This window comes from Phytobacter sp. V69, assembly GCF_965644215.1.
Taxonomy (GTDB): Bacteria; Pseudomonadota; Gammaproteobacteria; order Enterobacterales; family Enterobacteriaceae; genus Phytobacter.
On sequence record NZ_CBFFRL010000008.1, the window covers coordinates 32,393 to 49,959 of the forward strand.

At 54.8% G+C, this 17,567-nt stretch carries 15 protein-coding genes; 8 read left to right on the forward strand and 7 right to left on the reverse strand.

Annotated features, from left to right (window positions below; genetic code table 11):
- The first annotated feature begins 42 nt into the window (after nt 1-42).
- The 4 genes from ubiG (at nt 43) to yfaE (ending at nt 4,904) form a co-directional block, all read left to right on the forward strand.
- Nucleotides 43-771, forward strand: coding sequence for a bifunctional 2-polyprenyl-6-hydroxyphenol methylase/3-demethylubiquinol 3-O-methyltransferase UbiG (gene ubiG, locus ACSZPU_RS02305; RefSeq protein WP_498995055.1), 729 nt, complete (start codon nt 43-45; stop codon nt 769-771).
- A gap of 348 nt (nt 772-1,119) precedes the next feature.
- Nucleotides 1,120-3,405: a class 1a ribonucleoside-diphosphate reductase subunit alpha gene (nrdA, locus tag ACSZPU_RS02310; protein WP_498995057.1), complete on the forward strand. Its 2,286-nt coding sequence runs from the start codon at nt 1,120-1,122 to the stop codon at nt 3,403-3,405.
- A gap of 114 nt (nt 3,406-3,519) precedes the next feature.
- Nucleotides 3,520-4,650 (forward strand): class Ia ribonucleoside-diphosphate reductase subunit beta, encoded by a 1,131-nt coding sequence (gene nrdB / locus ACSZPU_RS02315; RefSeq protein WP_498995059.1) that lies wholly within the window; start codon nt 3,520-3,522, stop codon nt 4,648-4,650.
- On the forward strand, nt 4,650-4,904 hold the full coding sequence (yfaE, locus tag ACSZPU_RS02320; protein WP_498995061.1) for a class I ribonucleotide reductase maintenance protein YfaE: 255 nt from the start codon (nt 4,650-4,652) through the stop codon (nt 4,902-4,904). Before nrdB ends, yfaE begins: the two co-directional genes overlap by 1 nt.
- Before the next feature lie 34 nt (nt 4,905-4,938).
- On the opposite strand, the gene glpT is transcribed toward yfaE, so the two are convergent.
- Nucleotides 4,939-6,291 (reverse strand): glycerol-3-phosphate transporter, encoded by a 1,353-nt coding sequence (gene glpT, locus ACSZPU_RS02325; protein WP_498995063.1) that lies wholly within the window; start codon nt 6,289-6,291, stop codon nt 4,939-4,941.
- A 281-nt stretch (nt 6,292-6,572) separates the two neighbouring features.
- On the opposite strand from glpT, the gene glpA reads away from it, so the two are divergent.
- The 3 genes from glpA to glpC are packed head-to-tail and all read left to right on the forward strand — an operon-like array spanning nt 6,573 to nt 10,628.
- Entirely contained in the window at nt 6,573-8,195 is a 1,623-nt protein-coding gene (gene glpA, locus ACSZPU_RS02330; RefSeq protein ID WP_498995065.1) for an anaerobic glycerol-3-phosphate dehydrogenase subunit A, read from the forward strand.
- On the forward strand, nt 8,185-9,441 hold the full coding sequence (gene glpB / locus ACSZPU_RS02335) for a glycerol-3-phosphate dehydrogenase subunit GlpB (RefSeq protein WP_498995066.1): 1,257 nt from the start codon (nt 8,185-8,187) through the stop codon (nt 9,439-9,441). Before glpA ends, glpB begins: the two co-directional genes overlap by 11 nt.
- On the forward strand, nt 9,438-10,628 hold the full coding sequence (gene glpC, locus ACSZPU_RS02340; RefSeq protein ID WP_498995068.1) for an anaerobic glycerol-3-phosphate dehydrogenase subunit GlpC: 1,191 nt from the start codon (nt 9,438-9,440) through the stop codon (nt 10,626-10,628). The genes glpB and glpC overlap by 4 nt, the downstream gene beginning before the upstream one ends.
- 38 nt (nt 10,629-10,666) lie before the next feature.
- Here the strand turns inward: glpC and yfaU are convergent, their stop codons facing one another.
- The 6 genes from yfaU to ACSZPU_RS02370 form a co-directional block, all read right to left on the reverse strand.
- Entirely contained in the window at nt 10,667-11,473 is an 807-nt protein-coding gene (yfaU, locus tag ACSZPU_RS02345) for a 2-keto-3-deoxy-L-rhamnonate aldolase (RefSeq protein ID WP_498995070.1), read from the reverse strand.
- A 15-nt stretch (nt 11,474-11,488) separates the two neighbouring features.
- Nucleotides 11,489-12,778: an MFS transporter gene (locus tag ACSZPU_RS02350; protein ID WP_498995073.1), complete on the reverse strand. Its 1,290-nt coding sequence runs from the start codon at nt 12,776-12,778 to the stop codon at nt 11,489-11,491.
- A gap of 54 nt (nt 12,779-12,832) precedes the next feature.
- Nucleotides 12,833-14,038, reverse strand: a complete 1,206-nt coding sequence (rhmD, locus tag ACSZPU_RS02355) for an L-rhamnonate dehydratase (protein ID WP_498995076.1) — start codon at nt 14,036-14,038, stop codon at nt 12,833-12,835.
- Nucleotides 14,039-14,051: 13 nt separating this feature from the next.
- Nucleotides 14,052-14,834, reverse strand: coding sequence for an IclR family transcriptional regulator (locus tag ACSZPU_RS02360; protein WP_498995078.1), 783 nt, complete (start codon nt 14,832-14,834; stop codon nt 14,052-14,054).
- A 206-nt stretch (nt 14,835-15,040) separates the two neighbouring features.
- Nucleotides 15,041-16,240 carry a nicotinamide mononucleotide deamidase-related protein YfaY gene (locus ACSZPU_RS02365; RefSeq protein ID WP_498995080.1) on the reverse strand — a complete coding sequence of 400 codons (1,200 nt, stop codon included), beginning with the start codon at nt 16,238-16,240 and terminating at the stop codon, nt 15,041-15,043.
- A gap of 93 nt (nt 16,241-16,333) precedes the next feature.
- A complete protein-coding gene (locus ACSZPU_RS02370; RefSeq protein ID WP_498995082.1) occupies nt 16,334-16,876 on the reverse strand; it encodes a YfaZ family outer membrane protein in 543 nt (180 codons plus the stop codon).
- Between the two features lie 232 nt (nt 16,877-17,108).
- Here ACSZPU_RS02370 and nudI point away from each other — a divergent pair, with 232 nt between their 5' ends.
- A complete protein-coding gene (nudI, locus tag ACSZPU_RS02375) occupies nt 17,109-17,534 on the forward strand; it encodes a nucleoside triphosphatase NudI (protein ID WP_498995084.1) in 426 nt (141 codons plus the stop codon).
- The last annotated feature ends 33 nt before the right edge of the window (nt 17,535-17,567 follow it).

Below are 17,567 nucleotides of genomic sequence, written 5' to 3' on the forward strand. Positions count from 1 at the left end.
GTTATACTCATCCGTCTTGCTAAAAAAGGAGTACGTGTCCCCATGAATGCCGAAAAAACGTCGGTTGCTCAAAACGTTGACCAGGCTGAAATCGCCAAATTTGAAGCCGTGGCCTCCCGCTGGTGGGATCTGGAAGGCGAATTCAAACCCCTGCACCGCATCAATCCGTTACGCCTGGGCTATATCGCGGAACATGCTGATGGTCTGTTTGGCAAGCAGGTGCTGGACGTGGGCTGCGGCGGCGGGATTCTGGCAGAAAGCATGGCGCGCGAAGGGGCAACGGTCACCGGGCTGGATATGGGCTTCGAACCGCTGCAGGTCGCCAAACTGCACTCTCTGGAGTCTGGCATTCAGGTCAACTACGTGCAGGAAACCGTCGAAGACCACGCTGACAAACACCCGCAGCAATATGATGTGGTCACCTGCATGGAGATGCTGGAGCACGTGCCGAACCCGCAATCGGTGGTCAAAGCCTGCGCACGGCTGGTTAAACCCGGCGGTCACGTCTTCTTCTCAACCATTAACCGTAACGGCAAAGCCTGGCTGATGGCGGTGGTGGGTGCAGAATATGTGCTCAAAATGGTGCCGAAGGGTACGCACGACGTGAAGAAATTTATCAAACCGGCCGAACTGCTTACCTGGGTAGCGCAAACAGGTCTGAAGGAGCGCCACATTACGGGTCTGCATTATAACCCGCTGCTCAATTCCTTTAAGCTCGCCCCCGGTGTAGATGTGAATTATATGTTACACACAACGGCAAAAAACGTCTGACGTCATTCACTATTCTTATAAAGATTGCGCGACATTATGTTGCGCGATCTTCCCTTCCCGATGAAGAAATCAGCGTTCGATCAAATTTTCATTTTTTTTTGCGAAATATTGACATTCCCGCCAGGCCTTATGTGGCGAGGAGTTAGCGTTTATTACTCTTTTGCAACCTCAATTTAACGTCAAAATCAACCCTTGTACTCAAAAGAATCCTTACTAGAATACTCACCATATAGCATTTCTCTTATCTAAAACCCCCAATATATAGTATTTATCCACAGACTTAGTCACAACGCGGTTCTGTGGATAATTGGGGGGATATTTTTTTATTCACGGACAGGTAAATTTCACATGAATCAGAGTCTGCTGGTGACAAAGCGTGATGGTGGTACTGAACGCATCAATCTCGACAAAATTCATCGGGTGCTGGATTGGGCGGCAGAGGGGCTGAGTAATGTATCCATCTCCCAGGTAGAACTACGCTCCCACATCCAGTTCTACGACGGCATCAAAACGTCCGATATTCACGAGACCATTATCAAAGCCGCTGCGGATCTGATCTCCCGTGATGCACCGGACTACCAGTACCTCGCCGCGCGCCTGGCCATTTTCCACCTGCGTAAAAAAGCCTACGGCCAGTTCGAGCCGCCAGCACTGTACGATCACGTGGTGAAAATGGTTGAACTGGGCAAATACGACACGCATCTGCTGGAAGACTACACGGAAGAAGAGTTCAAGCAGATGGACGAGTTTATCGACCACTGGCGCGACATGAACTTCTCCTACGCGGCGGTTAAGCAGCTCGAAGGCAAATACCTGGTACAGAACCGTGTGACCGGTGAAATCTACGAGAGCGCCCAGTTCCTGTATATTCTGGTAGCAGCCTGCCTGTTCTCCGGCTACCCGCGCGACACCCGTCTGAGCTACGTGAAGCGCTTCTATGATGCAGTCTCGACGTTCAAAATTTCTCTGCCGACGCCGATCATGTCCGGTGTGCGTACCCCGACCCGTCAGTTCAGCTCCTGCGTCCTGATCGAGTGCGGCGACAGCCTGGATTCCATCAACGCCACCTCCAGCGCGATTGTGAAATACGTTTCCCAGCGTGCCGGTATCGGTATTAACGCCGGTCGCATTCGTGCGCTGGGTAGCCCGATTCGCGGCGGCGAAGCCTTCCACACCGGCTGTATTCCGTTCTACAAACACTTCCAGACGGCGGTGAAATCCTGCTCGCAGGGCGGCGTACGTGGCGGTGCAGCAACCCTGTTCTACCCGATGTGGCACCTGGAAGTGGAAAGCCTGCTGGTTCTGAAAAACAACCGTGGCGTAGAAGGCAACCGCGTTCGCCACATGGACTACGGCGTACAGATCAACAAACTGATGTACACCCGTCTGCTGAAAGGCGGCGACATCACCCTGTTCAGCCCGTCTGACGTCCCAGGCCTGTACGACGCGTTCTTCGTCGACCAGGATGAGTTCGAACGTCTGTACACCCAATATGAAAACGACGGCAGCATCCGTAAGCAGCGCGTGAAAGCGGTTGAGCTGTTCTCCCTGATGATGCAGGAACGCGCCTCTACCGGCCGTATCTACATCCAGAACGTCGACCACTGCAACACCCACAGCCCGTTTGACCCGGTGGTTGCACCAGTGCGCCAGTCCAACCTGTGTCTGGAAATCGCTCTGCCGACCAAACCACTGGAAGATGTTAACGACGAAAGCGGCGAAATCGCGCTGTGTACGCTGTCTGCCTTTAACCTGGGTGCCATTAAGAACCTGGATGAGCTGGAAGAGCTGGCGGTGCTGGCAGTACGTGCGCTGGATGCCCTGCTGGATTATCAGGATTACCCGATTCCGGCAGCAAAACGCGGCGCCATGGGCCGTCGTACGCTGGGTATTGGCGTGATTAATTTCGCCTACTGGCTGGCGAAAAACGGCAAACGCTATTCCGATGGCAGCGCCAACAACCTGACACACCAGACTTTCGAAGCCATTCAGTACTACCTGTTGAAAGCTTCTAACGATCTGGCGAAAGAGCAAGGCGCGTGCCCGTGGTTTAACGAAACCACCTATTCGCAGGGCATCCTGCCGATCGATACCTACAAGAAAGACCTGGACGGTATCACCAGCGAGCCGCTGCATTATGACTGGGAAGCATTGCGCGAATCCGTGAAAACTCACGGTCTGCGTAACTCCACGCTGTCTGCGCTGATGCCGTCAGAGACCTCTTCGCAGATCTCCAACGCCACCAACGGCATTGAGCCGCCGCGCGGCCACGTGAGCATCAAAGCGTCGAAAGACGGTATTCTGCGCCAGGTGGTGCCAGATTATGAGCTGCTGAAAAACAACTATGAGCTGCTGTGGGAAATGCCGAACAACGATGGCTACCTGCAACTGGTAGGTATCATGCAGAAATTCATCGACCAGTCGATCTCTGCGAACACCAACTACGACCCGACGCGTTTCCCGTCAGGTAAAGTACCGATGCAGCAATTGCTGAAAGACTTGCTCACCGCCTATAAATTTGGCGTGAAGACCCTGTACTATCAAAACACCCGTGACGGTGCGGAAGATGCGCAGGATGATCTGGTGCCGTCCATTCAGGATGATGGCTGCGAAAGCGGCGCATGTAAGATTTGATATTTACCCTCACCCCGGCCCTCTCCATCAAAGGGAGAGGGAGCAAACCGTTCCCTCGCCCCTTTGGGGAGAGGGTTAGGGTGAGGGGAAAACAGACAACAGGACTCACATCGAATGGCCTATACCACATTTTCACAGACGAAAAATAACCAGCTGCTGGAACCGATGTTCTTCGGTCAGCCGGTGAACGTGGCGCGCTACGATCAGCAAAAATATGACATCTTTGAAAAGCTGATTGAAAAGCAACTCTCCTTTTTCTGGCGTCCGGAAGAAGTCGACGTTTCCCGCGATCGTATTGACTACCAGGCGCTGCCGGAACACGAAAAACACATTTTCATCAGCAACCTGAAATACCAGACGCTGCTGGACTCCATTCAGGGTCGTAGCCCGAACGTGGCCCTGCTGCCGCTGATTTCTATCCCGGAACTGGAAACCTGGGTTGAAACCTGGGCGTTCTCCGAAACGATCCACTCGCGTTCTTACACCCACATCATCCGTAATATCGTTAACGATCCTGCGATTGTGTTTGACGACATCGTCACCAACGAGCAGATCCAGAAACGCGCCGAAGGCATCTCTGCCTATTACGATGAGCTGATTGAGCTGACCAGTTACTGGCATCTACTGGGCGAGGGTACCCACACCGTCAACGGCAAAACCGTGACCGTGAACCTGCGCGAGCTGAAAAAGAAACTGTACCTGTGCCTGATGAGCGTTAACGCGCTGGAAGCCATCCGCTTCTATGTCAGCTTCGCCTGCTCCTTCGCCTTCGCCGAACGCGAACTGATGGAAGGCAACGCCAAAATCATCCGTCTGATTGCCCGCGACGAAGCGCTGCACCTGACCGGCACACAGCACATGCTGAACTTGCTGCGCAGCGGCGTTGATGACCCGGAAATGGCGGAGATTGCCGAAGAGTGCAAACAAGAGTGCTATGACCTGTTCGTCCAGGCGGCCGTACAGGAAAAAGAGTGGGCAGAATATCTGTTCCGCGACGGCTCCATGATTGGCCTGAATAAAGACATCCTGTGGCAGTATATTGAGTACATCACCAATATCCGCATGCAGGCAGTCGGCCTGGACCTGCCGTTCCAGACTCGCTCCAACCCGATTCCGTGGATCAACACCTGGCTGGTGTCCGATAACGTGCAGGTGGCGCCGCAGGAAGTGGAAGTCAGCTCTTATCTGGTGGGTCAGATCGACGCCGAAGTCGATACCGACGACCTGAGCAACTTCCAGCTCTGATGACGCGCGTAACCCTGCGTCTGACGGGCACAGAAGTCTTGTGCCAGGAAGAACACCCTTCTCTGCTGGTGGCGCTGGAATCACACCGTGTGACGGTGGAATACCAGTGCCGCGAAGGTTACTGCGGTTCCTGCCGCTGTCGTCTGGTTTCCGGCCAGGTAGACTGGCTGACCGAGCCGCTGGCGTTCATCCAGCCAGACGAAATATTGCCCTGCTGCTGCAAAGCAAAAGGCGATATTGAGATTGAGATGTAAAAAAGGCCGCAAGCGCGGCCTTTTTTATTATTTATCACTGCCGTTTTGCCGCTATCTCTGCATGATGTTTGCGTTCGCCAATCATCACCACAATCAGCAATAGCACCGCCAGAACGCTGCCACCGATCATCACCATAAAACCGCCGTCCCAGCCGAAGAAATCGACCGTGTAACCGACAATGGCACTGGCAGCAACCGACCCCCCCAGATAGCCGAACAAGCCAGTAAAGCCCGCCGCCGTCCCCGCTGCTTTTTTCGGTGCGAGCTCAAGCGCATGCAGGCCAATGAGCATCACCGGGCCGTAAATCAGGAAACCGATAACGATCATGCACACCATGTCGACATTGGGATTGCCCGCCGGGTTTAACCAGTAAATCACCGTAGCGATGGTCACCAGCGTCATAAAGAAGACACCCGTCGCGCCACGGTTGCCTTTGAACACCTTGTCAGACATCCAGCCGCAAATCAGCGTACCCGGGATCCCCGCATATTCGTACAGGAAGTAGGCCCAGGAGGATTTATCCAGCGCAAAATGCTTCACCTCTTTCAGATAGGTTGGCGACCAGTCCAGAATGCCGTAACGCAGCAGGTAAACAAACACGTTGGCAATGGCGATATACCACAACAGACGGTTCGGGAAGACATACTGCATGAAGATTTGCTTCGCCGTCAGCTCCTCCTCCGCCTTTTCGCTGTAATCGTCCGGATAGTCGTTTTTGTACTCTTCGATCGGCGGCAACCCGCAGGACTGCGGCGTATCGCGCATCATGGCAAAGGCAAACAACGCCACAATGATCGCGCCGAACGCCGGCATATACAGCGCCGCCCGCCAGTCGTTAAACCAGGCCATTCCCAAAAGGAACAGCAGCGGTGGAATACCGCCCCCCACGTTGTGCGCGCAGTTCCAGACCGACACGATACTGCCGCGTTCTTTTTGCGACCACCAGTGTACCATGGTGCGCCCACACGGCGGCCAGCCCATACCCTGAAACCAGCCGCACAAAAACAGCAGCACAAACATGACGGCAATGCTCGATGTCGCCCATGGGACAAACCCCATAAATAACATCACCGCCGCCGCCAGAATCAATCCGGCAGGGAGAAACACACGCGGATTTGAACGATCCGATACCGACCCCATGATGAATTTAGAGAAGCCGTAGGCAATGGAGATCCCCGAGAGCGCAAACCCCAAATCACCGCGAGAAAAGCCCTGTTCGACAAGGTAAGGCATGGCCAGAGCGAAGTTTTTGCGCACCAGATAATAGGCCGCATAGCCAAAGAAAATACCCAGAAAAATCTGCCAGCGCAGACGACGATAAACCGGGTCTATGCGATCCTCAGGAAGTCTTTGTCGGTGGGATTCTGGCCGGAAAATGCTCAACATAGTTGCCTCCATGGCAGCGTTTTATCGCTATAGTTGACGACAATGAGTGAAAACGAAAATTCAGATGCATTTCTGAACGATTACAACGCGCAAATTCTAACGATAATTGGCAGATTGTCGCATTTAATGTTACAGAAATATGACAAACATCCAACTTCACGCGTTTACGCGCCCTTTCATTTTCGTTTTTTGCTCGAATATGCGCGATATCAAACAAACCGTACAAAGGTTGTGGCTAAATGCTCGCATACACAGTCAGCTGACTATAAAAGGAAGCGAGCATGGGCAACTCAAACGACTACGATGTCATCATCATTGGCGGCGGCGCGACCGGTGCGGGCATTGCTCGCGACTGCTCATTGCGCGGCCTGCGTGTGGTGCTACTTGAGCGCCATGATATAGCCACCGGCGCCACCGGGCGCAACCACGGTTTATTGCACAGCGGCGCACGCTACGCGGTAACCGACAACGAATCCGCCCGGGAATGTATTGCGGAAAACCAAATCCTCAAGCGTATCGCCCGCCATTGTATTGAACCCACAGACGGCTTATTTATCACCCTGCCGGAAGACGAGATGGCTTATCAGCAGGTCTTTATTGCTGCCTGCCAGCGCGCGGGCATTGACGCTCAGGCCATTACGCCAGAAGAAGCCCGGCGCATTGAATCCAGCGTTAACCCGGCATTAATTGGTGCCGTCCGCGTGCCCGACGGCACCGTAGATCCCTTCCGCCTGACCGCCAGCAACATGCTGGATGCGCGTGAACATGGCACGACTATCCTGACAGGCCATGAGGTCTGTGGGTTGGTTCGCAAGGGCGACAGGGTTACCGGCGTACAGCTGATGAATCCGCAAACCCATGAAATCTACGCCCTGCATGCGCCGGTCGTGGTCAACGCCGCCGGGATCTGGGGCCAGCGCATCGCCGAGTATGCGGATTTACGTATTCGTATGTTCCCGGCAAAAGGGGCCTTGCTGATCCTCGACCATCGCATCAACCAGCATGTGATTAACCGCTGCCGTAAGCCTGCGGATGCCGACATCCTCGTGCCAGGCGATACCATTTCCCTGATTGGTACTACCTCCAAACATATCGACTACAACGATATCGATAACACCCGCGTTACCCCCGAAGAGGTAGATATTTTGTTGCGGGAAGGGGAAAAGCTGGCCCCGGTGATGGCGCAAACCCGCATTCTGCGCGCCTATGCAGGCGTACGCCCACTGGTTGCCAGCGACGATGACCCGACAGGGCGCAACGTGAGTCGCGGCATTGTGCTGCTCGATCACGCCCAGCGCGATGGGATGGAAGGCTTTATTACCATCACCGGCGGCAAGCTGATGACCTATCGCCTGATGGCGGAATGGGCCACGGATGCCGTCTGCCGCAAGCTTGGCAACAGCGCCTCCTGCACCACGGCCACCACCCCACTGCCGGGATCACAGCAGCCAACGGAGCAGGCGCTGCAAAAAATTATCTCACTGCCGGTGCCGTTACGCGGCTCGGCTATTTATCGCCATGGCGATCGCACGCCCGCGTCCCTTGGCAGTAACCGCCACAACCGCAGCCTGGTGTGTGAATGCGAAGCCGTCACCGCAGGCGAAGTCCAGTACGCCGTTGAAAACCTGAACGTCAACTCCTTGCTGGACCTGCGTCGCCGCACCCGCGTGGGAATGGGAACCTGCCAGGGGGAACTGTGCGCCTGTCGCGCCGCAGGTTTGCTGCATAGCATGCGGGTGACCAACGAAACCGAATCAATCAGCCAGCTTTCGGCATTTTTGAATGAGCGCTGGAAAGGCGTCAAACCCGTCGCCTGGGGCGACGCACTGCGTGAAAGCGAGTTTACGCGTTGGGTCTATCAAGGGCTGTGCGGGCTGGAAAAGGAGCCAACTGATGAAATTTGATACCGTGATTATCGGCGGCGGGCTCGCCGGATTGCTCTGCGGTATTCGACTGAGCGAAAGCGGCCAACGCTGCGCTATTGTCAGCCGCGGTCAGAGCGCGCTCAATTTCTCCTCCGGCTCGCTGGATTTACTCTCCCGCCTGCCGGACGGGCAGCCGGTCAGCGACATCACCGCCGGGGTGGAAGCACTGCAACGCATGCAACCTGAACATCCCTATGCGTTAATGGGTGCCAAACGGGTGCGCCATTATGCGAAGCTGACGCAAACCATGCTGGCCGATTGCGGCCTGGCGTTAAAAGGGGAAGTCGACACGCCGCATCTGCGCGTCACGCCGCTCGGCACGTTTCGCCAGGCATGGCTTAGCCCCGATGAAATTCCGCTCAGACCAACGGAAAACATCGCGATTGGCGTGGTCGGGATTTGCGGATTTCTGGATTTCCAGCCGCAGCTGGCCGCCGCGTCGCTGCGCAAACGCGGCATGAATGCGACGGCAGAAGAGATAGCGCTGCCGGTGCTGGACCGCGTACGGGACAACCCGAGCGAATTTCGCGCCGTCAACATTGCCCGCGTGCTGGATGGTGCACAGAACTTTGACGAGCTCTATCGCGCCTTGCTGCCGCTAAGCCGTCAGTACGACGTACTCTACTTCCCGGCCTGCTTCGGCCTCCAGGACAGCGCCGTCTATACGCGCCTCAACCAGCAGCTTTCCTGCCCGCTGCGGTTGCTGCCCACCCTGCCCCCATCCGTTCCCGGCACGCGTATGCAATCTCGCCTGCAGCAGCGTTTTATCCAAAGCGGCGGCACCTGGATGCCTGGCGATGAGGTGATCCGCGCCGATGTGGAAAACGGGCGTGTCTCGCAGTTGTGGACGCGCAAGCATGAAGATATTCCATTGCGTCCACGCGATGTGGTGCTCGCCAGCGGCAGTTTTTTTAATAACGGTCTGATTGCCGAACGCTCACGGGTGCGGGAGGCCATTTTTGACCTCGACGTATTACAAAGCCCCGGACGGGAAAGCTGGTATCGCGACAATGTCTTTGATGCCCAGCCATGGCAACAATTTGGCGTGATCACCGACGAAACGCTGCGCGGTAAGCGCCAGGGGACGACGCTGGAGAATCTCTATGTCGCGGGCTCCGTGCTGGGCGGTTTTGACGCTGTCGCCCAGGGGTGCGGAGGTGGCGTTTGTGCGGTTACCGCACTGTATGCCGCAGAACAAATTTGTGCCCGGGGAGATGCAAAATGACCACCACACAGTTTGAAAGCTGTATCAAATGCACCGTATGTACCACGGTTTGCCCGGTCAGCGCGGTGAACCCGGCCTACCCCGGCCCGAAACAGGCGGGACCGGACGGTGAACGCTTACGTCTTAAAGACCCGGCGCTGTTTGACGAGGCGCTGAAATACTGCACCAACTGCAAACGCTGTGAAACCGCCTGCCCGTCCGGGGTAAAAATTGGCGATATCATTCAGCGCGCGCGTTCGCAATATGCCGTTAATCCACCGTCGCTGCGCAATGCCATTCTGAGCCACACGGATTTAATGGGGTCGTTGTCCACTCCGTTCGCGCCGCTGGTGAACACCGCCACGTCGCTCAAACCCGTGCGCCAGCTGCTCGATAAAGCGCTGAAAATCGATCACCACCGGACGCTGCCGAAATACTCCCACGGCACCTTCCGCCGTTGGTACCGCTCCGTGGCTGAGAAGCAAAAAGCGTTTGAGCAGCAGGTGGCGTTTTTTCACGGCTGCTATGTGAATTACAACCACCCGCAGTTGGGTAAAGACCTGTTGCAGGTATTGAACGCGATGGGGATCGGCGTGCAATTGCTTCGTCAGGAAAAATGCTGCGGGGTGCCGCTGATCGCCAATGGTTATTTTGCTAAAGCGAAAAAGCAGGCGGAATTTAATATTAAGGCGCTGCAACAGAGTATCACCGGCGACGGAATTCCGGTGATTGCCACCTCCTCCACCTGTACCTTCACGCTGCGTGATGAGTATCCGCATCTGCTGGACGTGGATAACCACCATTTACGCCCTCATATCGACCTGGCCACGCGCTGGATTTGGCGCAAGCTGGAAGAAGGCAACGCGCTTAAGCTCAAAGAACTGCCATTAAAAGTGGTGTACCACACGCCATGTCATATGGAGAAAATGGGCTGGACGCACTACACCCTGGATCTGCTGCGACGCATTCCCGGACTGGAGCTGACCGTGCTGGATTCGCGCTGCTGTGGGATTGCCGGGACCTACGGTTTTAAACGTGAAAACTATCCCACGTCGCAGGCGATTGGCGAACCGCTGTTCCGCCAGATTGAAGCCAGCGGCGCGGATTTAGTGGTCACGGATTGCGAAACCTGTAAGTGGCAGGTGGAAATGTCCACAAGTCTGCGCTGCGAACACCCTATCACCTTACTGGCTCAGGCTCTGCGCTAAATGGTTAGCCCGCCGGAACCATTCCGGCGGGCCGAGAGTTAATAACTGCCCTTCATGACCGAAGGCGTGACCGCTTTAAATAACGCCAGACGTTGATCCAGTGCGCCGGTATAAAGCATGGTATCCACACCGACGGCCACAAAGTTCGCCCCCCACTCCAGCACTTGCTTTGCCATAAGCGGATCGACAGCCAGAAAACCCGCCGCTTTTCCGGCATGGCGTATTTGTTTAATGGCCTGCTCAATAGCGTGCTGCACCTGTGGATGCCCACTGTTGTCGGGGTATCCCAGCGATGCGGACAGGTCAGCAGGACCGATAAATACGCCATCGATGCCATCGACACGTAAAATAGCATCAAGGTTATCCAGCGCCGTTTTGCTCTCAACCTGAATCAACAAACACAGCTCTTCATTCGCGCGAGCCATATAATCATCAACCCGTCCCCAGCGGGCAGCACGTGCGACACTCGCTCCAACGCCACGCACGCCAACAGGAGGGTAGCGGGTCGCAGCGACCATATCCTGCGCCTGCTCAGCGCTCTCCACCATTGGAATCAACAGTGTTCTGGCACCAATATCGAGGACTTGCTTAATGAGAACGCGGCTCCCCTCGGCAGGCCGAATGACCGCCTGGCTGGTATAGGGCGCAATAGCTTGCAGCTGATGATAGAGATCCTGAATCGTATTGGGCGCATGTTCACCATCAATCAATAACCAGTCATACCCGGATGTCGCTGCAATTTCCGCCATATACGATGTGGTGGAACTTAACCACAAACCAATCTGCGTTTGACCGTTTAGCAGGCCCGCTTTGAACGGGTTGGATAAAATCGGATCCGTTGTCATTTCACTTCCTTTTTGTCATGAATGAACACTGTTCGAGTGTGAAACAGGACGTTTGATATTCAATGTAAAAATGATCAATGCCCCGGCAATCGCCACGCCGGCAAGCGTCAATAATCCGGCGGCATCGCTGGCAAACATGGTTTCGGCTTTGACGCGAATGATGGGTGCCAGGAACCCTCCTACCGCACCAAACAAATTCACAAAGCCGATGCCTGCTGCCAGCGCCGTTCCGGACAGAAGCTGCGTTGGCATCGTCCAGAATACCGGCTGTACGGCAATAAAACCGACTGCCGCAACGCACAAGGCAAGGATGGCCAGCACCGGCGAAACCAGCCCGGACACGCCAATGCCAATGCCCGCTGCCAGCAATGTCAGGGCGGCGATGTTGCGTCTTTCTCCCGTCTTGTCGGAATAGCGAGGAATAAGCCAGGTACCAAACAGGGCGGCAACCCAGGGGATAGCCGTGACGACCGATGCAGTGAAACCGACTTTTGTACCGAGCAATGCGGCTACCTGCGTCGGCAGGAAAAAGATCAATCCATATACCGCGACCTGGATGGTCAGATAAATAAACGCCAGTTGCCATACCCGGCCATTGCGCAGCGCATCGCTCAGGCGTGAGGTCACCTTACTTTCCTCTTCGCTGGCAAGCTGAGTCTGCAGGACCGCCTTCTCTTGTGACGTGAGGAACCGTGCCTGAGCTGGCGTATTGTCCAGCCAGAAGAAGGTGAAGACACCTGCGCCAACAGCAAGTAACCCTTCAATTAAGAACATCCAGAACCACCCGGGATGCCCCATAAAACCGTGCATTTCGAGCAAAGCACCGGATAGCGGTGAACCGAGCGTCAGCGCTAATGGCGCACCCATGTAAAAAAGCCCCATGATGCTGGCGCGATTGCGCTGCGGGAACCACTGGGAGGTAAGGTAAATCATGCCCGGGAAGAAACCCGCTTCTGCCGCCCCTAAAAGGGTTCGTACCACCAGAAACTTCGTCTCAGTATCAGCCCAGGCCATCGCTGCGGATAAAAATCCCCATAACAGGGTCGTGCCCCCGATCCAGTAACGTGCGCCGAACTTACGCATCAGTAGGTTAGCCGGAACGCCGAGGAACGCATAAACCACGAAAAAGATGCCGGCACCGAGCGCATAGGCTTCGTTGCTAAGACCGGTGTCAATTTGATACGTCTCTTTTGCAAAGCCAATATTTGAACGATCCAGAAATGCCAGAACGTATAACATCAGCATAAAAGGGATCAAACGGGCGCGGTTTTTCTTTACCACGCTATCCAACAAGCTGGTATTCATCGTGATGACCTCAAGTAGTGCTGCGCCGCATCGCTGCGGCGCGACGCGGAGGAATTAATGGTTATACGGACGCTTCAAATTGCAGTTGCGATTGAGTTCGACGCCAAAGCCCGGTTTATCCAGCACACTTTTATGGATGCGGCCATTCACAGGCACGGGTTCGTCAATCAGGATGGGGTCAAATTGCGGACGCAGCGTAGAGCAATCCGGGCTGGTCATTAAGAATTCACTAAACGGCGTGTTAGTGAATGTGATGACCGCATGGTGGGAATAAACCGACGAACCATGTGGCACAACAAGTTGCCCGCGTGCTTTCGCAATCGCGGCAATCTCAACCAGGGTCGTTAAACCGCCACACCAGCCGACATCGGGCTGCATGATGTCAATCCCGGTCTCCGACAGCGTACGAAACGATTGCAGCGTACCGTGATGCTCACCGCTGGTAACCATCATTCCGGCCGGAGCGTTGCGTTTAAGCTCTCTATAGCCTTCATATTGCTGTGGTGGCAGGCATTCTTCGATCCATTTCAGATTGTACGGAGCGCAAGCATGGGCCAGTTTTGTCGCATAATTCACATCCTGGCTCATCCAACAATCCAGCATGAGCCAAAAATTATCACCGCATTTTTCGCGGTATTCAGCCACCATTGCCGCGTCTTTGCGAATTCCCGCATCGCCGTCGTGCGGCCCCCAGTGAGTGGGCATCTTACCGCCAATAAATCCCATCTCTTTCGCCAGATCCGAGCGCGCGCCGGTCGCATAAAATTGAATTTCTTCGCGCACCGCCCCACCAAGGAGTTTATAAACGGGCAACCCGACAACCTTGCCGAACAGATCCCACAGCGCCAGGTCTATGCAGGAAATGGTGTTCATGACCAGGCCACCCGAACCGGCGTAATACAACGTGGAATTCAGCATTTGATCATGAATAAGCTTGATATCGCTGACGCATTTGCCCTCAATAAAGCGGTTTAAATGCTTTTCAACAATAAAGCAGCCCATCTCTCCTGCCGTTGAAACAGCAAAACCGGTCTGGCCATTATCCGCTTCAATTTCGACAATTAAGGTTCCCAGCACGTTAATGCCGAAAGACTGCCGGGATTGTTCGTAAGCTTTATATTTGCTCATGGGAGTGGCGATATGGTCGTCAATCCAGTGATTGGCGCCCTGATCGTGATAATCACCGCCGCCTGCGCCTTTTTCCGCCGTTGCGCCGCCGGTAAACCATGCTCTGACGTGTTTGATTTTCGGTAAAGTCATGATGTTCTCCTTTTTATGAGGCTTGCTTGTCAAACGGGCTTTTCCACCCTAAAAGTCGGGAAATATCTTTTGCGCAGGTAATCGCCCTACCCGCGAGGTAATCTCGGTTTTCTTCATTTATTTGCAGGCGGGTTCCCACTACTGAGATGGCTGCCGTTAGCGTATTGCGGGCATCAAAAACCGGGGCAGCGACACACCGGACATCGGGGTAATCCTCGCCATTGTCGTAGCTCCAGCCCCTGGCGCGAATCAACACCAGCTCATCATGTAATTGTTGAGCATTGGCGATGGTCGAGGGTGTCGCTTTATCCCAGTGCAGATGACGGATGATGCCATCGCGCGTAGCGGGTGGCTGCCAGGCCAGCAGGCACTTCCCGATACCGGAGCGATAGAGGGAAAGGCTTTTCCCCTCATGAGAACGCACGCTGATAGTGGACGATGATTCTATTTTGAGGATGTAGTAGGCATTTGCGTCATCAATAATTCCCAGATGGCAAAGTAACCCGGTCTCATCCATGAGTTCTGTCAGCCGGGGACGGGCAATTTCGCGAAGATCTATTCTTCCCAAAGCCTGGCCGGCCAGTTCGACGAGTTTTGTCCATAAGCAGTAATTGTCATTACTATCAATACGCAAAAAACGCGCTTTCTTTAATTCAGCCAAAATTAAATAGGCGGTGCTTTTGGGAATGCCGGTCTCCTCAATGATTATCGCCGCGCTGCAAGGGCCAATGCATGCGATGAGATTAAGGATTTCAATTGCCCGACTGAGGGCGGGTACTTTGCTTGATTCCAACATATTGGACTCCAGTCCTGAATACTGGAATAAGTGTTGCGACTTCCAGGGCCTGGTTTTGTGAGAGCGGTCATAAAGCAATGGCGTTCCAACAAGCTGGACATATCATGAACAAGAAATGTGAAGCACTACGCAGATTTTTTTAAGTGGAGTACAACCGGCTGGAATGGAAAAGCGCCGGAAGAGGTGTTTCTTCCGGCGCGAAGGGATTATTCAACAAATATCGATTCGACGACGTTAATCCAGCCATGGTCGCTGGCTACGTCCTGGCCATTGAGCCAACGGCGCAGAATATTCAGCGCCATCATGGCACACACTTCCTGACGCACCGTCAGGCTGTGGCGGTTGGTATTGAACTTGACGCGCAACGCATGCGTGCCTTCCGGCGTCGCCAGTGCGAAGTTCAGGTGCTCCTCTTCCAGCCCCGTGACAGTCAGCGCCAGCCCGGCCAGATGACGGTCACGCAGCCCGGCCGCCCAACGCGCGGTTTGCGCTAACGCTTCGTCCTGCGAAGGGATCACTTCGCTGACCAGTAGCGGCGCACCCGCACGCGAAAGCTGTAACGCCACCAGCCCACCGGTGAACTGCTCGCTCAGCGTCAGGCTCAGCTGGCGTTCACGCAGCCGCTCAGCAAGCAGCGCCGGTAGCCCCACGGTGCCTTCAAAAATGATGCTCTCACCCGCCACCCGCTGTACTTCCGTCCATATCTTATCCATCACCTGGCGATGCTCGGCAGGGCCGGTGAGCTTCAGCTCAATGATGGGCATTGATGAGCGGTAGCCCATCACCACACCTTCGGGTAACGTCAGATGCGCCAGATTTTGCGCCAGGTCGCTTTCAGAACGCCCGAAGGTAGTCAGACGCAGGCAGACCGGCGGCTCCGGAAGCGTAAAGCGGGCGCGAATGCGCGGCAGAATCTCTTGTTCTACCATCACTTTAAATTCCGAAGGCACTCCTGGCGTAAAGAACATCAGGCAGCGGTTCAACTGTACGGCAAAACCGCAGGCGGTGCCGACCGGGTTATCGACCAGCTCCGCACTGGCAGGGATTTCCGCCTGCTTGCGGTTGCTGGGCGCCATGACGCGTCCCCGCTCGGAAAAAAAGCGTTCCATCTGTGCCAGCCACTCTTCATGCAGGACCAGCGTTTCACCCTTGGCCGTTGCCGCTGCCAGCGAGCTGAGATCATCGCTGGTTGGGCCTAATCCACCATTAACAATAAGAATATCCGCCTGCTGGCTGCGCTCACGCAGAATAGCCACCAGGTCGTCGAGGTTGTCGCCGACGGTATTGCGTCGGGTAAGCGGTAACCCCTGATTAAAGAAAAAATCTGCCAGCCAGGCGGCATTGGTGTCCACGATTTGCCCGTGCAAGACTTCATCGCCGGTTGACAGCATCTCTACGTTTAACATTATTTTCTCCAGCAATAGAGGTTGAAACACTATACCGCATGAAGGGGCGAAAAGAGGTAACAAACTGGCGCGGACGGACGCCGCGCCGAAGGATTAGAAGCTGGCGTTGACACCGACATACGGGCCGTCAGCCACCGCGTTGTCACGGTTGCCTTCTTTGCCGGTCAGTTCAACATAACGGTAACCGGCTTCAATGCTTAGCGGGCGCATAATGGTCAGACGCGCACCGGCATTTGCTTCACGGTAGTCGTTCACACCGCTGGAGAGAGAGTCCGGCGAGTAATAGTATTCGCCAAAGAGACGGACGCTGTCGCTAACCTGCCACGCCAGGCCGCCGCCCACTGCCAGCGCGTAGCCTTCGCTACCGGCATTCGGGTTAAGATAGACGCCTTTACCGCCGACGGTACCCATAAACGGGCCCAGCGGAATGTTATAGCCCAGGCCCAGGCCGGCGATATCGCCATCGTCATCGTTGTGCGCCCAGTTACCGCTCAGCGCCAGACCGCTGGTTTCCGTCCCCAGACCAAAGCCAAGGTTAGTGTAATGTTCGCCAACCTGGCCGCTTACGCTTACTGCATTTGCCCCAGCAGACGCCAGCATCAGGCTGGCAAAACCCAAACATACAATCTTTTTCATTTCTCTTTTCCGCGCAAGAATAGTCAATGTCCCAAAGCGGCTGATTGTACGATCATTTTTTTTAAGAATGCTGAACTAAAAATGATTTGTTACATCAATCCACCATTTTTACGCGTTTGTTGGCGTTAACTTCCGGACAGTATGGAATTCCAACACTTTTTCGACCGCTTACTGCATCCCCGAAACGTTGGTGGTATAACGCTATACCCATCATGAGGATAAGGACTAAACCATGCGTCAAAGGACGATTGTGTGCCCGCTGATTCAAAATGACGGTGATTATCTGCTGTGCAAAATGGCAGACGATCGCGGTGTTTTTCCCGGCCAGTGGGCACTCTCCGGCGGTGGCGTCGAACCCGGCGAGCGTATTGAAGATGCACTTCGCCGTGAAGTGCGCGAGGAGCTTGGCGAGAAGCTTATTTTGCAAGAAATAACGCCATGGACCTTTAGCGACGATGTGCGCATAAAAACCTACGCCGATGGCAGCAAAGAAGAGATCTATATGATCTACCTGATTTTTGACTGCATCAGCGCAAACCGCGACGTGGCGATCAATGAAGAGTTTCAGGAATACGCATGGGTGAACCCGGCGGATCTGGCGAAATACGATCTCAGACCCTGTACACGATTCTGTGTAAATGCCTTTTCTCAGAAGTGACCGTCCAGGCGGTCACCGAACTCGATAATAAAA

Excerpts from the sequence above, each read along its gene's own strand:
- glpC (WP_498995068.1), top strand. The coding sequence starts at position 9,438 with ATGACCACCACACAGTTTGAAAGCTGTATCAAATGCACCGTATGTACC.
- rhmD (WP_498995076.1), bottom strand. The coding sequence starts at position 14,038 with ATGACTTTACCGAAAATCAAACACGTCAGAGCATGGTTTACCGGCGGC.
- ACSZPU_RS02350 (WP_498995073.1), bottom strand. The coding sequence starts at position 12,778 with ATGAATACCAGCTTGTTGGATAGCGTGGTAAAGAAAAACCGCGCCCGT.
- ubiG (WP_498995055.1), top strand. The coding sequence starts at position 43 with ATGAATGCCGAAAAAACGTCGGTTGCTCAAAACGTTGACCAGGCTGAA.
- ACSZPU_RS02360 (WP_498995078.1), bottom strand. The coding sequence starts at position 14,834 with ATGTTGGAATCAAGCAAAGTACCCGCCCTCAGTCGGGCAATTGAAATC.
- nrdA (WP_498995057.1), top strand. The coding sequence starts at position 1,120 with ATGAATCAGAGTCTGCTGGTGACAAAGCGTGATGGTGGTACTGAACGC.
- glpA (WP_498995065.1), top strand. The coding sequence starts at position 6,573 with ATGGGCAACTCAAACGACTACGATGTCATCATCATTGGCGGCGGCGCG.
- glpT (WP_498995063.1), bottom strand. The coding sequence starts at position 6,291 with ATGTTGAGCATTTTCCGGCCAGAATCCCACCGACAAAGACTTCCTGAG.
- yfaU (WP_498995070.1), bottom strand. The coding sequence starts at position 11,473 with ATGACAACGGATCCGATTTTATCCAACCCGTTCAAAGCGGGCCTGCTA.
- nrdB (WP_498995059.1), top strand. The coding sequence starts at position 3,520 with ATGGCCTATACCACATTTTCACAGACGAAAAATAACCAGCTGCTGGAA.
- ACSZPU_RS02365 (WP_498995080.1), bottom strand. The coding sequence starts at position 16,240 with ATGTTAAACGTAGAGATGCTGTCAACCGGCGATGAAGTCTTGCACGGG.
- yfaE (WP_498995061.1), top strand. The coding sequence starts at position 4,650 with ATGACGCGCGTAACCCTGCGTCTGACGGGCACAGAAGTCTTGTGCCAG.
- ACSZPU_RS02370 (WP_498995082.1), bottom strand. The coding sequence starts at position 16,876 with ATGAAAAAGATTGTATGTTTGGGTTTTGCCAGCCTGATGCTGGCGTCT.
- nudI (WP_498995084.1), top strand. The coding sequence starts at position 17,109 with ATGCGTCAAAGGACGATTGTGTGCCCGCTGATTCAAAATGACGGTGAT.
- glpB (WP_498995066.1), top strand. The coding sequence starts at position 8,185 with ATGAAATTTGATACCGTGATTATCGGCGGCGGGCTCGCCGGATTGCTC.